Below are 13,753 nucleotides of genomic sequence, written 5' to 3'. Positions count from 1 at the left end.
GGGAGAGTATTTAACTTATGTTAGACAGGAAACTCTTTTTAAAATTATTAAAACTATTATTTGTGGTTAGTTTGTTTATATTTTTTAATTCTTGTACTAAAGAATCTCAAGATTTGAGGGTATCTTATCATAGCAATAAACCTGATGAAGGTGGCATAATGACGTTGAGTTTAACTAATAGCGATAATTTGTTTGAAATCAACTACCACTTTTCTAGCAACCTTTGTGGTTTACACCTTATGCTTAAAAATGATAGTGACATTACAATTAAGAATGTTAAATTAAAAGAAGATGATATCTGTATGTATGACAGTATTACTGATGAGAAGTTACTTAATAGGTCTGATGATGAGAAATGGCATGCTTATTATGATGTTGATTTTGATAGTTGCAAGGCTAAGTGGAAAGAATTGATTGAGGGTGCTAAAGGTGGAGACTTAAAATTTAGTGTTATTGCCTCAGAAGTAGAGAGTGGTCATGAGAAGACTTACGAATTTAGGGTTAGTGAGGCAAATATGCGTCAATTAGTTGCTTTAATAGAACAGACTTTAGTAGAACGGATATCTTCTATATTACAGCAGCAATAGTTATTTATTTAAGTGTTTTGTTCTTAAGGAGGCATAATTTGTATATAAGGTTTATTTCAGTAATACGTAGTGTGTTTTTATTTTGTGTGTTATGTGTATTTTTGTTATCATTCAAATTTGAAACTTATTGTGAACAGAATGTTTTCTGTTATAGGAAGTATTCTGAAGAATTTGGGTCTGGAGATGTAAGTAGTATTTCTTTTTGGGAGCAGGATTTGACGCCTGATGCTAGAGAAAATGTAAATGCAATACCTGATGATGAGGAAGGGGGTGTTACTACTTACAAAAGTTCAATACAATATGGTTTTCCAGCCTATTTTTTAGAGTTTGTAATAGCCAGTGAGCCTAGAGGAATGAATTTTAAAGATGTCATTTTTGATGGCGTAGAAGCAGAGGTCTCAATATTTGACCTTTATGAACCTAGTGCGCAGCTTGTAGAGATTAAAGATTTCCAGATAGGTCCTCCTGATGTTAATGCAGAATTTAGAGAACGTATGTTTCCAATGCCAGTGCATAATATTTTTACTATTAGTCTTAGAAGAGGACTTGTTGATAAACTTAAAGGTCAGAAGCGAATTAAGATTACTTTAATATCTACTGATGGTAAGGAATTTGTTTTAGATACTGAAAATTTTATAAGTAAGTATGATTTTTAAGGTTTCCTTTAAACTTAATAAGTTTAAGAAGACATTAGTATTTGATTAATGCATATCAATTTAAATGTAATTTTGGAATGTGTTCACTTTATTAGGAAAGGAAACCCTTTTTAAAATTATGTTTTGTACCTAGTTTAATTGTATTTGTGATTTTTTTGCTAAAGAGCTTGTAGTGTCTAGTTTAAGCAAGTACTATTATTTGATAATAATTAAATTGCTTTTGATTAATGACTATAATTTGCTTGCAAGCTAGTATGGCCCTTATAGCGCTCTTTTGTTATATATCTTGTTTTTAAATGTTGCCTTTAAAGGTAAACGTTTAATTGATTTTTAAGACGATTTAATAGAGTCTCTTTAAGAGCATATCTATATAATAAAGATTTAAGCTATATTGATTGCAATTTTTGTGGTAGGTCAAATAAGTTTTTCCTTTTGGAATTAAAACGAAGGGGTATTGTCCATTTTAGTTTTAATCTTTGATACTCAGAGTGATAAGAGTCTGTTGGTAACAAGTGTAGACTTAAAATTTAGGGTTTTTTGCATATAAGTAGACGGTAGTCTTTAGTAAAACTTATAAGGTTAAAGTTAGTGCAGGCAGATTTTAAGTCTTTAAGTTGGTATTTTCAATCTATTATATAGTGGTTATTGGTGTTTGTTGTTTTTAAGTAAACCTTAAAGCATGTTATGTTCGTATTATAAAAGGGTGTATTATATATTGATAAGGGTTAAGGAGGTATGATATGTGTATAAGGTCTATTTTAATCAGATGTCGTGTATTCGTATTTTGTGGATTAGGTGTCTTTTTGCTCTCAGCAAAATTTGAGTCTTATTGTGACAAGATGTATTTTTGTTATAAAAAGTATACTTGCGAATTTAAGTCTGGCAGTATAGCTAGTATTTCTCTTAAGAGAGAGGATATGACAGATTTTTATAGGGATTCTTTGTTAGGTTACGGTGGTAAGAGTTATGTAAAATCAGCTGAAGCAGATTATCCAGATTATACTTTAAGTTTTGTAATATTGAATCCTAGAGCTATTAATATTAAAAATGTAATTTTTGATGGAGTAGAAGCAGAGCCATCAATATTTGAGCTTGATTATTTTACTAAGCGACTTTTAGGAGTTAAGGATTTTCAGATGGAGCCTCCTCATGTCAATTTAAAGTTTACAGAAATTGTCTTTCCAGTGCCAGTGCGTAGTGTTTTTACTATGAAGTTTAGAAAGCCATTTGTTGATAAACTTAAGGCTAAAGATAAACTTAAAGTTACTCTAATATCTACTTATGATGAAGAGTTTGTTGTATCGACAGATAATTTTATAAAGAAATATGATTTCTAGACAATTTTAATAAAGGGACTAGTAAATAGATTATTAATAAGTATCAGTAGATATTGATTAAAATTTAATTTTTAGGAGTATTTAATTTGTGGGGGAAGGAGGTTAGATTTAAAATTATTTTTTCTAGCTAGTTTACTTATATGAAATTAACTTATATGGAATTAACTTTAATAATTGCACAATTAGGTGGGTAAAATTGAGCGATTATGTTAGGGTGTATTTAAATTTAGGATTTTTAGTACGCAAAGACTGACATTGAAAAGAATTATAGGTTTAGTTTGTGCTGTAAATTTAAGTTTGTTAGCTAAGGCTATAGTTGGTCTTTAAAGAGATGGTAATTTTATATTAAGGTGTTTTTTAGGAGGTATGATGTGTGTATAAGGTTTATTTTAGTAATACGTAGTGTATTTTTATTTTGTGTGTTGGGTGTATTTTTGCTCTCAGCAGATTTTAAGGTTTATTCTGATCCAGATGGGTTTTTTTATAAAAAGTATACTTGCGAATTTGATTCTGGTAGTATAGCTAGTATTTCCTTTAAAAAGGAAGAGATGACTGATGTTTATAAGAAGAAGTTGGCAAAGAGCAAGGATGATAAGTATGTAAATGCATTTGCGGCAGGTTTTCCAAATTATACTTTAAGTTTTGTAATAGTTGGTGAGCATAGAGGTGTGAATATTAAGGAAGTCATTTTTGATGGCGTAGAAGCAAAGCCATCAATATTCCATTTGGGTAAAAAATCTGATCTTAGGTTTAAAGACATTAAAGATTTTCATATAGGTCTTCCTGATTCCAATGCAAAATTTATAGAACTTGTCTTTCCAGTGCCAGTGCATAATGTTTTTAATATAACGCTTAGGAAACGGTTTGTTGATAAACTTAAGGCTCAAGATAAGCTTAAAATTACTCTAATATCTACTTATGGTAAAGAGTTTGTCTTAGAGACTGAGAATTTTATAAGAAAATATGATTTTTAAAATTTGCTTTAGTTAATAGACTAATTATCCCTTAATAAAGGGAGTAAATAAATAGATTATTATAAGTATCAATGGATATTGATTAAAATTTGATTTTAGGGAGTATTTGATTTATGGGAGGAAAGCGATTAATTTTAAGCTTATTTTTTGTAGCTATTTTTTTTATATTGTCTGAGAGTTGTAATGCTAGCCAGTCACAGGAATTTGCAACGGATGTGTATATAGGCAATGATGTATCCTCAGGTGCCGGTTTTAGGTTGCGTTTGAAGAATAGTGATAGAGAACTTGGAATTTATTGTCGTGCTTCTAATAACATGCCTATATATCTATATTTTATACTGAATTCTGAGCATCGAGTTAAAATAAAGAGTATTAAATTAAATGGAGAGGATGTTTGTATAAATGGTTCGCTTTCTACCCCAACGTATCTTGGCGATCGTTTCGGGTATGGTCTTAAGTTTAATGATTGCAAGACTAAGTGGAAAGAATTGATTCGGGACGCTAAGGGTGGGGACTTAACATTTACTCTGCTTGTTATGCAATCAGAGACTAGAGTTGAAGAGACTTATGAATTTATAGTTAGTGCAGAAAATTTAAGTTTGTTAATTGATCTAATAGAGAAGGTATATGTAGGGAAATGGTAATCTTTTATATTAGGGTTTAAAGGGGGTTTGATATGTGTACAAGGTTTATTTTAAGAATGCGCCGAGTATTTTTATTATGTGTGTTAGGTGTCTTTTTGCTCTCAGCAGAATTTAAGACTTATTCTGATAATGGGCATTACTTTTATAAAAAGTATACTTGCGAGTTTAAGTCTGGGAGTATAACTAGTATTTCTTTTACAAAAAAGGAGATGACAGATGTTGCTATTGAGAGGTTGTCAAGATACTATAGTAATGCTGAGCATATAAAAAGAGTTGAAGCAGTTTATCCAGATTATACTTTAAGTTTTGTAATAGATGGTGAGCATAGAGTTGTTAATATTAAGAGTGTAATTTTTGATGGTATTGAGGCAAAGCCATCAATATTTGAGATTCATTATTCTGAATTGCAACTTGGAGAGATTCGAGATTTTCAGATAGACCCTCCGTATGTCAATTTAAAGCTTGCAGAAATTATCTTTCCAATGCCAGTGCGTAGTGTTTTTAATGTGAGACTTAGGAAGGGACTTGTTGATAAGCTTAAGGCTAAAGATAAGATTAAAATTACTTTAATATCTATTTATGATAAAGAATTTGTTTTAGAAACTGATAATTTTATAAAGAAATATGATTTTTAGATAATTTTGATAAAGGGTTTTTAAAGTTTGCTTTAATTTGATTTTAACTTAGTAAATATTGATGTTGTAATTACTTATTAAAATTTAATTTTAGGGAGTGTTTGATTGATGAGAGTTAGGATGTTATTTTTTAGATTATTTTTTGTAGCTATTTTTTTTATATTGTCTGAGAGTTGTAATGCTAGCCAGTCACAGGAATTTACAACGGACACCTATGTAGGCAATTATGAACCCTCAGGTGGTTTTGGGTTACATTTGAGGAATGGTGATAGAGAATTTGTAATTCATTATGGTGCTTCTCATTACAGTCCTGTAAGTCTATATTTTGTACTGAATTCTGAGCATCAAGTTAAAATAAATAGTGTTAAATTAAATGGAGAGAATGCTTGTGTGTCTGGTTTTAGTAGGTATGAGCTAATGCTTGTAGAGCGTAACAGTTATGGGATTAAATTTAATGAGTGCAAGGCAATATGGAAGAAATTGATTCGGGATGCTAAGGGTGGGGACTTAACATTTAGTCTTCTTGGTGTACAAAAAGAGACTGGGATTAAGGAGACTTATGAATTTAGGGTTAGTGCAGAAAATTTAAGTTTGTTAGTTGATCTAATAGAGAAGGTATATGTAGGGAAGTAGTAATCTTTTATATTAGGGTTTAAAGGGAGTTTGATATGTGTACAAGGTTTATTTTAATAATACGTAGTTTGTTTTTATTTTGTGTGTTAGGTGTTTTTTTGCTCTCAGCAGAATTTAAGACTTATTGTGATAAGAAGCATTACTGTTATAAAAAGTATACTTGCGAGTTTAAGTCTGGGAGTATAACTAGTATTTCTTTTACAAAAAAGGAGATGACAGATGTTGCTATTGAGAGGTTGGCAAGAGGCCGTGATTTTAATGCGGAATATGCAAAAAAAGTTGAAGCATTTTATCCAGATTACTCTTTAAGTTTTGTAATAGATGGTGAGCATAGAGCTGTTAATATTAAAAATGTAATTTTTGATGGTATTGAGGCAAAGCCATCAATATCTGTGTTTCATTATCCTGGTAAGCAACTTGGAGAGATTAAAGATTTTCAGATAGAGCCTCCGTATGTCAATTTAAAACTTGCAGAGATTATCTTTCCAATGCCAGTGCGTAGTGTTTTTAATATGAAACTTAGTAAGGGACTTGTTGATAAGCTTAAGGCTAAAGATAAGATTAAAATTACTTTAATATCTATTTATGATAAAGAGTTTGTTGTAGAGACAGATAATTTTATAAAGAAATATGATTTTTAGATAATTTTGATAAGGGATTTTTAAAGTTTGTTTTAAGTTGATTTTAACTTAATAAATATTAATTTAGTCATTACTTATTAAAATTTGATTTTAGGGGGATTGTTTGATTTATGGAAGTGAGAGAGTTAATTTTAAAATTATGTTTTTTATTTGGTTTGCTTATATCTTTTGAGTGTTGTAAGGCTCGAGAATCAGAGGAAGTAGTAGTAAGTACTTATTTTAGCAATAATTGGGGTTCAGGCCATTTTATGTTGTATTTGAAAAATAATGATGATAGTTTCTCAATTGGTTATGGTTCATACCATCGGCACGAGCCTGTAACCATATATCTTACACTTAAAAATGAACATAAAGTTGTAATAAAAAATATTAAGTTAAATGACGAAGAGCTCTATTTCTATAATGATGAGTTTTCAAATCGTCCATTAAATGAGGTGAAGGATATTGAATATAGGCTTGATGTTAAGAATTACACTTATAAATGGAAAAAGTTGATTGAGGATGCTAAGGGTGGAGACTTAAAATTTAGGGTTACTTGCATGAGAGTAGAGACTGACGTTGATAAGACTTATGAATTTAGAGTTAGTGCAAAAAATTTAAGTTTATTAGCTGAGATGATAGATGATTATCATCTAAAATTTATAAGATAGTGTTTAGATAGGTGGTAATTTTTTGTATCTTAAGGTCCTTTTAAAGGGGTATGATATGTGTATAAGGACTGTTTTAGTAATGTGTCGTGTATTTTTATTGTGTGTGTTAGATGTATTTTTGTTATCAGCAAAATTTGAGTCTTATTGTGATAAGCAGCATTACTGTTATAAAAAGTATACTTTCGACTTTAAGTCTGGTAGTATATCTAGTATTTCTATTAAGAGAGAGGATATAACAGATATTCATAGGGAAGATGCGTTAGACTTCACTTATGGGGGGGATTATTTAAAATTAGTTGAGAAAGCTTATCCAGACTACTCTTTAAGTTTTGTAATAGATGGTGAGCATAGAGCTATTGATATTAAAAGTGTAGTTTTTGATGGTCTGGGAGTAGAGCCATTAATATTTGAGGTTCGTGGCCAGCCATGGGAACTTGCAGAGATTAAAGATTTCCAGATGGAGCCTCCTGATGTCAATTTAAAGTTTACAGAAGTTATCTTTCCAGTTTCAGTGCGTAATGTTGTTAATATGAGGCTTAAAAAGCTTTTTGTTGATAAACTTAAGGCTAATGGTAAGATTAAAATTACTTTAATATCTGCTTATAATACTACTTATGCTAAAGAGTTTGTTTTAGCGCCTTCTAATTTTAAAAGGCAATATGTTATGAGGCAATATGATTTTGATAAAGGATTAATTTTTTAGAGTTTTTCTTTAATTTTAATTTAATAAGTAGTGATGTTGTAATTAGTTATAAAAATTTAATTTTAGGGGAGTATTTGATTTATGAGAGTGAGGCGGTTAATTTTTAAATTATGTTTTGTTGTTGGGTTATTTATACTTGTTGCAAGTTGTAAGGCTCGAGAATCTGAAGTATTAACAGTGGACACTTATTTTAGTAATTATATGCATTCAGGCAGTTTTACATTGCGTTTGAATAATGATTATGGTAGTTTTGTGATTTTGTATTGTATGTCTCCTTATCAGGTAAAGGTACATCTTAAACTTAAAAATCAAGATAATATTACAATAAAGAACATTAAATTCAATGGAGAAGATATTTGTATATATGGCGATTTTGATGAGCCATTCATCATGGAAGAAGGTCATTTTGAGTATGAGCTTGATATTGAAGATTGTAATACTAGGTGGAAAAAATTGATTGAGGAGGCTAATGGAGGCGAGTTAAAATTTAGTATTCTTGCCTCAGAAACAGATAGTGGTCTTGATAAGATTTATGAATTTAAAATTAGTAAAACAAATATGAGTTTGTTAGCTGAGCTTATAGATGATAGTGTTTAGAGAAGTGGTAATTTTTGATCTTTTTGTATCTTAGGTTATATCTTAAGATGTTTTTAAAGGAGTGTGATATGTGTATAAGGACTATTTTAGTAATGTGTCGTGTATTTGTATTTTGTGTGTTGGGTGCATTTTTACTCTCAGCACAGTTTGAGACTTATTGTAGTGGTAAGTTTTGTGCTAAGAAGTATGCTTGCGAATTCAAGTCGGGTCCTATAATTAGTGTTTTTTTTAAAAAGCGCTATATGACTGGTCTTTCTGAAGCGGATATATTAAAGGCCAAGGCAAGGGGGACTTTTAACATAGAAAGTGGTGAGCCAGATTATACGCTAAGGTTTGTAATAGTTGGTGAGCATAGAGCTGTTAATATTAGGGAGGTCATTTTTGATGGAGTAGAAGCAGAACCATCAATCTTTCATCTTGATGAACCTGATGTAGAACTTGGATTTATTAAAGATTTTCAGATGGGATTTCCTGATGCTAATTTAGAGTTTTCAAAACTTATCTTTCCCGTGCCGGTTTATAATGTTTTTACTATGAGGCTTAGGAGACCATTTGTTGAGAGGCTTAAAACTCAAGATAAGTTTAAAATTACTCTAGTATCTACTTATGATAAAGAGTTTGTCTTAGAGACAGATAATTTTATAAGAGAATATGATTTTTAAAGCTTTCTTTAATTTAATTTTAACTTAATAAATTAATTAATAAATTCATTATTTGTGAATAAAGAGACTAATATTATTAGTAAATATTTAATATGTATAGTAAATATTGATGTTGTAATTAATTATAAAAATTTAATTTTAGGGAGTATTTGATTTATGAGAGTAGTTAGGTTGTTTTTAAAATTATGCTTTATAGCTTGTTTATTGATACTTGTTGCAAGTTGCAAGACTCGTGAATCTGAATCATTAAGAGTGGGCACTTATCTAAGCAATTATGGCCGTTCAGGCGATTTTACAGTGAGTTTGGATAATGATTATGGTAGTTTTGCACTTTTGTATGATCAATATTTTTTCCAGGTAAAGGTGCATCTTAGACTTAAAAATCAAGATAATATTACAATAAAGAATATTAAATTCAATGGAGAAGATGTTTGTGTAGCTGATGATTTTTATAGGCCGTCAATTATGGAAGAAGGTCATTTTGAGTATGAGCTTGATCCTTATCATTGCAAGACTAGATGGAAAAAATTGATTGAGGAGTCTAATGGGGGCGATTTAAAATTTAGTGTTATTGTCTCAGAAACGGATAGTGGTCTTGAGAAGATTTATGAATTTCAAATTAGTAAAACAAATATGAGTTTGTTAGCTGAGATTATGGATATAGATAATGTTTAAAGAGTCGTGTAATTTTTTTGATCTTTTTTATATCTTAGGTTATATCTTAAGATGTTTTTTAAGGGGTGTGATATGTGTATAAGGTCTATTTTAGTTGTGTGTCGTGTATTTGTATTTTGTGTATTGGGTGTATTTTTACTCTCAGCACAGTTTGATTCTTATTGTAGTGGTAATTTTTGTGAGAAAAAGTATGCTTGCGAATTTAAGTCGGGTCCTATAATTAGTGTTTTTTTTAAAAAACGCTATAAAGTTGGTCTTTCTGAAGCGGATATTTTAAAGGCCAAAAAAGAAGTGGGATATGCAGGGTATACAGGATTAGAGAGTGGTGAGCCAGATTATACGCTAAGGTTTGTAATAGTTGGTGAGCATAGAGGTGTTAATATTAAGAAGGCCACTTTTGATGGCGTAGAAGCAGAGCCATCAATATTTTATCTTTATGAACCTAGTGTGGAACTTGGATTGATTAAGGATTTTCAAATGGGACCTTCTGATTTTAAATTAAGATTTGCAAAACTTATCTTTCCAGTTCCGGTTTATAATGTTTTTGAGATGAGGCTTAGGAAGCCATTTGTTGAAAGGCTTAAAGCTCAAGATAAATTTAAAATTACTCTAATATCTACTTATGATAAAGAGTTTGTCTTAGAGACAGATAATTTTATAAGAGAATATGATTTTTAAAGCTTTTTTATTATTTAATTTAAGAGATTAATAATATTCCATAAAGGGAGTAGTAAATATTTAATATGTATAGTAAATATTGATGTTGTAATTACTTATAAAAATTTAATTTTAGGGAGTGTTTGATTTATGAGAGTAGTTAAGTTGTTTTTAAAATTATGCTTTATAGCTTGTTTATTTATAATTTTTGTTAGTTGCAAGACTCGCGAATCACAGGAATTTAAAGCGAAAACTTATATAAGCAATAGTAGAGGCTCAGGAGGTTTTGGATTGTATTTGAAGAATGGTGGTAGTGAGCTTGAAATTTCTTCTCCTTTCTCTTATGGCATGTTTGTAAGGTTTGCTCTTACACTTGAGCGTGAGAGACCAATTATAATAAGGAGTATTAAGTTAAATGGAGAGGATGTTTATGTGTATGATGGGTTTGTTAATTCAGTAAATTTTGATAATTCTTTTAAGCCTGGGAAATGGCACGTTGATTATACGCTTCAGTTTGATCGTTGCAAACCTAAGTGGAGAGAATTAATTCGTGAAAGTAAAGGGAGTGATTTAAAATTTAGTGTTATTGCCATGGAAGTAGAGAGTAGGAATGAGAAGTTTTATGAATTTAGAGTGAGTGCAGAAAATTTAAGTTTGTTAATTAACATGCTAGAGAAGATATATCATGTATATGCGGAATAATGTTTGATCTTTGTGTATCTTAAGTTTTATTTTAAGATTTTTTTAAAGGGAGTATTGTATGTGTATGAGGTTGATTGCAGTAATTTTTTGTGTATTTTTGCTCTCAGCAAATTTTAGAACTGGTTGTGATGATTACAATTATTGTCATAAAGAGTATAGTGATGAATTTAAGTCTGGTAGCATAAGTAGTATTCATTTGTTAAAGCGCTACCTTACTGGTCTTTCTGAGGCGGATATTTTAAAGGCCAAAAAAGAAGGGGGGCATACAGGACTAGAGAGTGGTGAGCCAGATTATTCTTTAACTTTTGTAATAGTTGGTGAGCATAGAGCTGTTAATATTAAGGAAGTTATTTTTGATTGCGTAGAAGCAAAACCATCAATCTTTCATTTTTTTGAGCCTAGTGCACAACTTGAATGGATTAAGGATTTTCAGATGGGACCTCCTGATGTTAATGAAAAATTTAGAAAACTTGTATTTCCAATGCCAGTGCATAATGTTTTTTCTATGAGGCTTAGGAGACCATTTGTTGAGAGACTTAAAGCTCAAGATAAGTTTAAAATTACTCTAATATCTACTTATGATAAAGAATTTGTTTTAGAGACAGATAATTTTATAAAGAAATATGATTTTTAAAGCTTCTTTAAATTTAGTTTAACTTAATAAATTCATTATCTTTTAATAAATGTATTGATAAATGGTTTAGAGTATTGGTAGATATTGATATTGTAATTATTTGTAAAAATTTAATTTTAGGGGGTATTTGATTTATGAGAGTAAGGAAGTCATTTTTAAAGCTGTTCTTTTTATTTGCTTTACTTATACCATTTAAAGGGTGCAAGACTTTAGAATCAGAGGAATTAACAGTAGGCTCTTATTTCAGTAATTATAACCGTTCAGGCGATTTGACGTTGCGTTTGAAAAATAATGATAATGAGTTTGTAATCTTTTATGTTCAATATCCTCACGAGGTTGTAAACATATATCTTACCCTTAAAAATGAACGTAAAATTGTAGTAAAGAGTATTAAATTAAATGGGGATGATGTCCACTTATATTCTGGATATCTTTCTGTTTTATTAAATGATGTAGAGAATGTTGAATATCAGCTTGATCTTAAGAATTACAAAACCAGGTGGAAAAAATTGATTGAGGAGGCCAAGGGGGGACCTTTAAAATTTAGTGTTCTTATTATGCAAACAGAAACTGGCATTGAGAAGACTTATGAATTTAAAGCTAGTGCGGCAAATTTAAGTTTGTTAGCTGAGATGATAGATATTGTTTAGAGAAGTAGTAATTTTTTGTATGAAGGTATTTTTTTAAAGGAGTTATATTATGTATGTAAGGTCTGTTTTAGTTGTGTGTCGTGTATTTGTATTTTGTGTGTTGGGTGTATTCCTGCTTTCAGGAAGGTTTGATATCTATTGTGATAGGGAGAATAGCTTTTGTTATAAAAATTATGCTGAGAATTTTAAATCGGGTAGCATACTTAGTATCTATTTTGAAAAGAGAGATATGACGGATTTTTATGTGAAAAATTTGGTAAAGCGATTGAAAGTTCAAAATGAGGAGTATTTAAAATTAATTGAAGCAGGTTTTCCAGAGTATATGCTAAAGTTTGTAATAGTTGGTGAGCATAGGGCTGTTAATATTAAAAAGGTAATTTTTGATGGAGTAGAAGGAGAGGTATCAATCTTTCATCTTTTTGAACCTAGTGCGCAACTTGCATTGATTAAAGATTTTCAGATGGGACCTCCTGATGCCAATGCAGCATTTATAGAACTTATCTTTCCAGTGCCGGTGCATAATGTTTTTGAGATGCGGCTTAAAAAGCCATTTGTTGAGAAGCTTAAAGCTAAGGATAAGATTAAAATTACTCTAATATCTACTTATGATAAAGAGTTTGTTGTAGAGACAGATAATTTTATAAAGAAATATGATTTTTAATGATTATCCCTTAATGCAGGGAGTAGTAAATAGATTATCAATAGATAATGGTTACTTATAAAAATTTAATTTTAGGGAGTGTTTGATTTATGGGAGTAAGGCTATTAATTTTAAGATTATGCTTTGTAGTTGGTTTATTTATAATACCTTTTTTAAGTTGCAAGGCTCGTGAATCACAAGAATTTACAACATCAACTTATTTAAGCAATTATATTGGTGCAGGTGGTTTTGGATTGAGTTTGAGAAATGATGATAATAGTTTTGTAATTTATTATAGTGAGTCTTATGACACCTCTGTAAAGCTATATATTACAATTAAAGATGAAGATGCAATTATAATAAAGGATATTAAATTAAATAAATATGATGTTTGTTTATATGACAATTTAAGTAATCGAGAATTATCATTGGATAACTCTAGCTTGATTAAAAAATGGAATATTGATTATGATGTTGATTTTAATAGGTGCAAGGCTAAGTGGAAAGAATTGATTGAGGATGCTAAAGGTGGAGACTTAAAATTTAAGGTTACTGTCTCAAAATTAGATGATAAGAATGAGAAGACTTATGAGTTTAGGGTTAGTGCGGCAAATTTAGGTTTGTTAGTTGGGCTAATAGAAAAGGTATATCAAGTATATACGGAATAATGTTTGATCTTTTTATGCCTTAAGATATGGCTCTTATTTCTTTTAAAAGAGAAGAGATGGTAGATATTTTTAGAGAGAGGTTGTTAAGTGTGAGGAGAATATAAAAAGACCTTAAGCAGTTTATCTAGATTGTACTTTAGTTTTTGTTACAATTTGTAAGCATAAAGTTGGTTAATATTAAAAGAGTTATTTTGATAAATTAGAAGCTTTATTTATTAAAAGCAAAGCCATTAATATTTAAGCTTCATAATTTTATTAATCAACTTGCAGAGGAGAGGTTGAAAGTTTTCAGATGAACTTATTTTGATTTTAATTTAAAATTTATAGAACTTTTTTTTAAGTACTCATTGTAAGGAGTTGGTAAACAGGTTATTGATGAATATCAATAGTTACTTATAAAAATTTAAT

19 protein-coding genes are annotated in these 13,753 nt (G+C 29.9%); all 19 read left to right on the top strand.

Annotation, left to right across the window (positions count from 1 at the left end; all coding sequences use genetic code 11):
- Positions 1-17: 17 nt before the first annotated feature.
- The 19 genes from bcCo53_RS06050 to bcCo53_RS05960 all read left to right on the top strand — a co-directional run bounded on the left by bcCo53_RS06050 (position 18) and on the right by bcCo53_RS05960 (position 13,345).
- Positions 18-587 carry a hypothetical protein gene (locus bcCo53_RS06050; RefSeq protein ID WP_025408436.1) on the top strand — a complete coding sequence of 190 codons (570 nt, stop codon included), beginning with the start codon at positions 18-20 and terminating at the stop codon, positions 585-587.
- 38 nt (positions 588-625) lie between these two features.
- Positions 626-1,243, top strand: a complete 618-nt coding sequence (locus bcCo53_RS06045; protein ID WP_025408437.1) for a hypothetical protein — start codon at positions 626-628, stop codon at positions 1,241-1,243.
- A gap of 740 nt (positions 1,244-1,983) precedes the next feature.
- Complete coding sequence (locus tag bcCo53_RS06040; RefSeq protein WP_025408438.1) at positions 1,984-2,580, top strand: hypothetical protein; 597 nt, start codon at positions 1,984-1,986, stop codon at positions 2,578-2,580.
- 371 nt (positions 2,581-2,951) lie between these two features.
- The gene (locus bcCo53_RS06035) at positions 2,952-3,554 is read left to right on the top strand and encodes a hypothetical protein (protein ID WP_025408439.1); all 603 of its coding nucleotides are present in this window, start codon (positions 2,952-2,954) and stop codon (positions 3,552-3,554) included.
- Positions 3,555-3,667: 113 nt separating this feature from the next.
- The gene (locus bcCo53_RS06030) at positions 3,668-4,198 is read left to right on the top strand and encodes a hypothetical protein (protein WP_025408440.1); all 531 of its coding nucleotides are present in this window, start codon (positions 3,668-3,670) and stop codon (positions 4,196-4,198) included.
- A 32-nt stretch (positions 4,199-4,230) separates the two neighbouring features.
- A complete protein-coding gene (locus tag bcCo53_RS06025) occupies positions 4,231-4,833 on the top strand; it encodes a hypothetical protein (protein WP_025408441.1) in 603 nt (200 codons plus the stop codon).
- 108 nt (positions 4,834-4,941) lie between these two features.
- Positions 4,942-5,466 carry a hypothetical protein gene (locus bcCo53_RS06020; RefSeq protein WP_025408442.1) on the top strand — a complete coding sequence of 175 codons (525 nt, stop codon included), beginning with the start codon at positions 4,942-4,944 and terminating at the stop codon, positions 5,464-5,466.
- Between the two features lie 35 nt (positions 5,467-5,501).
- Positions 5,502-6,107 (top strand): hypothetical protein, encoded by a 606-nt coding sequence (locus bcCo53_RS06015; protein ID WP_025408443.1) that lies wholly within the window; start codon positions 5,502-5,504, stop codon positions 6,105-6,107.
- A 110-nt stretch (positions 6,108-6,217) separates the two neighbouring features.
- Positions 6,218-6,757: a hypothetical protein gene (locus bcCo53_RS06010; protein ID WP_025408444.1), complete on the top strand. Its 540-nt coding sequence runs from the start codon at positions 6,218-6,220 to the stop codon at positions 6,755-6,757.
- 55 nt (positions 6,758-6,812) lie between these two features.
- On the top strand, positions 6,813-7,460 hold the full coding sequence (locus bcCo53_RS06005; RefSeq protein WP_025408445.1) for a hypothetical protein: 648 nt from the start codon (positions 6,813-6,815) through the stop codon (positions 7,458-7,460).
- Positions 7,461-7,541: 81 nt separating this feature from the next.
- Positions 7,542-8,057 carry a hypothetical protein gene (locus bcCo53_RS06000; protein WP_025408446.1) on the top strand — a complete coding sequence of 172 codons (516 nt, stop codon included), beginning with the start codon at positions 7,542-7,544 and terminating at the stop codon, positions 8,055-8,057.
- A gap of 68 nt (positions 8,058-8,125) precedes the next feature.
- Complete coding sequence (locus bcCo53_RS05995) at positions 8,126-8,719, top strand: hypothetical protein (protein ID WP_025408447.1); 594 nt, start codon at positions 8,126-8,128, stop codon at positions 8,717-8,719.
- Positions 8,720-8,875: 156 nt separating this feature from the next.
- Positions 8,876-9,394 (top strand): hypothetical protein, encoded by a 519-nt coding sequence (locus tag bcCo53_RS05990; RefSeq protein ID WP_025408448.1) that lies wholly within the window; start codon positions 8,876-8,878, stop codon positions 9,392-9,394.
- A gap of 72 nt (positions 9,395-9,466) precedes the next feature.
- Entirely contained in the window at positions 9,467-10,072 is a 606-nt protein-coding gene (locus bcCo53_RS05985) for a hypothetical protein (RefSeq protein WP_025408449.1), read from the top strand.
- Positions 10,073-10,201: 129 nt separating this feature from the next.
- Entirely contained in the window at positions 10,202-10,753 is a 552-nt protein-coding gene (locus bcCo53_RS05980; RefSeq protein ID WP_025408450.1) for a hypothetical protein, read from the top strand.
- Positions 10,754-10,811: 58 nt separating this feature from the next.
- Positions 10,812-11,387 carry a hypothetical protein gene (locus bcCo53_RS05975; RefSeq protein WP_025408451.1) on the top strand — a complete coding sequence of 192 codons (576 nt, stop codon included), beginning with the start codon at positions 10,812-10,814 and terminating at the stop codon, positions 11,385-11,387.
- A 134-nt stretch (positions 11,388-11,521) separates the two neighbouring features.
- A complete protein-coding gene (locus tag bcCo53_RS05970; RefSeq protein ID WP_025408452.1) occupies positions 11,522-12,037 on the top strand; it encodes a hypothetical protein in 516 nt (171 codons plus the stop codon).
- Between the two features lie 49 nt (positions 12,038-12,086).
- Positions 12,087-12,698, top strand: coding sequence for a hypothetical protein (locus tag bcCo53_RS05965; RefSeq protein WP_025408453.1), 612 nt, complete (start codon positions 12,087-12,089; stop codon positions 12,696-12,698).
- Positions 12,699-12,787: 89 nt separating this feature from the next.
- The gene (locus bcCo53_RS05960) at positions 12,788-13,345 is read left to right on the top strand and encodes a hypothetical protein (protein WP_025408454.1); all 558 of its coding nucleotides are present in this window, start codon (positions 12,788-12,790) and stop codon (positions 13,343-13,345) included.
- Positions 13,346-13,753: the final 408 nt, after the last annotated feature.

The organism is Borrelia coriaceae (genome assembly GCF_023035295.1).
Taxonomy (GTDB): Bacteria; Spirochaetota; Spirochaetia; order Borreliales; family Borreliaceae; genus Borrelia; species Borrelia coriaceae.
This window is presented reverse-complemented; position numbering and strand designations above follow the sequence as displayed.

What these genes read in the sequence shown, in the direction of transcription:
- bcCo53_RS05965 (WP_025408453.1), top strand. Translation starts at nt 12,087, where the DNA reads ATGTATGTAAGGTCTGTTTTAGTTGTGTGTCGTGTATTTGTATTTTGT.
- bcCo53_RS06050 (WP_025408436.1), top strand. Translation starts at nt 18, where the DNA reads ATGTTAGACAGGAAACTCTTTTTAAAATTATTAAAACTATTATTTGTG.
- bcCo53_RS05970 (WP_025408452.1), top strand. Translation starts at nt 11,522, where the DNA reads ATGAGAGTAAGGAAGTCATTTTTAAAGCTGTTCTTTTTATTTGCTTTA.
- bcCo53_RS05980 (WP_025408450.1), top strand. Translation starts at nt 10,202, where the DNA reads ATGAGAGTAGTTAAGTTGTTTTTAAAATTATGCTTTATAGCTTGTTTA.
- bcCo53_RS06000 (WP_025408446.1), top strand. Translation starts at nt 7,542, where the DNA reads ATGAGAGTGAGGCGGTTAATTTTTAAATTATGTTTTGTTGTTGGGTTA.
- bcCo53_RS06005 (WP_025408445.1), top strand. Translation starts at nt 6,813, where the DNA reads ATGTGTATAAGGACTGTTTTAGTAATGTGTCGTGTATTTTTATTGTGT.
- bcCo53_RS06020 (WP_025408442.1), top strand. Translation starts at nt 4,942, where the DNA reads ATGAGAGTTAGGATGTTATTTTTTAGATTATTTTTTGTAGCTATTTTT.
- bcCo53_RS06015 (WP_025408443.1), top strand. Translation starts at nt 5,502, where the DNA reads ATGTGTACAAGGTTTATTTTAATAATACGTAGTTTGTTTTTATTTTGT.
- bcCo53_RS05990 (WP_025408448.1), top strand. Translation starts at nt 8,876, where the DNA reads ATGAGAGTAGTTAGGTTGTTTTTAAAATTATGCTTTATAGCTTGTTTA.
- bcCo53_RS05995 (WP_025408447.1), top strand. Translation starts at nt 8,126, where the DNA reads ATGTGTATAAGGACTATTTTAGTAATGTGTCGTGTATTTGTATTTTGT.
- bcCo53_RS05960 (WP_025408454.1), top strand. Translation starts at nt 12,788, where the DNA reads ATGGGAGTAAGGCTATTAATTTTAAGATTATGCTTTGTAGTTGGTTTA.
- bcCo53_RS05985 (WP_025408449.1), top strand. Translation starts at nt 9,467, where the DNA reads ATGTGTATAAGGTCTATTTTAGTTGTGTGTCGTGTATTTGTATTTTGT.
- bcCo53_RS06040 (WP_025408438.1), top strand. Translation starts at nt 1,984, where the DNA reads ATGTGTATAAGGTCTATTTTAATCAGATGTCGTGTATTCGTATTTTGT.
- bcCo53_RS05975 (WP_025408451.1), top strand. Translation starts at nt 10,812, where the DNA reads ATGTGTATGAGGTTGATTGCAGTAATTTTTTGTGTATTTTTGCTCTCA.
- bcCo53_RS06030 (WP_025408440.1), top strand. Translation starts at nt 3,668, where the DNA reads ATGGGAGGAAAGCGATTAATTTTAAGCTTATTTTTTGTAGCTATTTTT.
- bcCo53_RS06025 (WP_025408441.1), top strand. Translation starts at nt 4,231, where the DNA reads ATGTGTACAAGGTTTATTTTAAGAATGCGCCGAGTATTTTTATTATGT.
- bcCo53_RS06010 (WP_025408444.1), top strand. Translation starts at nt 6,218, where the DNA reads ATGGAAGTGAGAGAGTTAATTTTAAAATTATGTTTTTTATTTGGTTTG.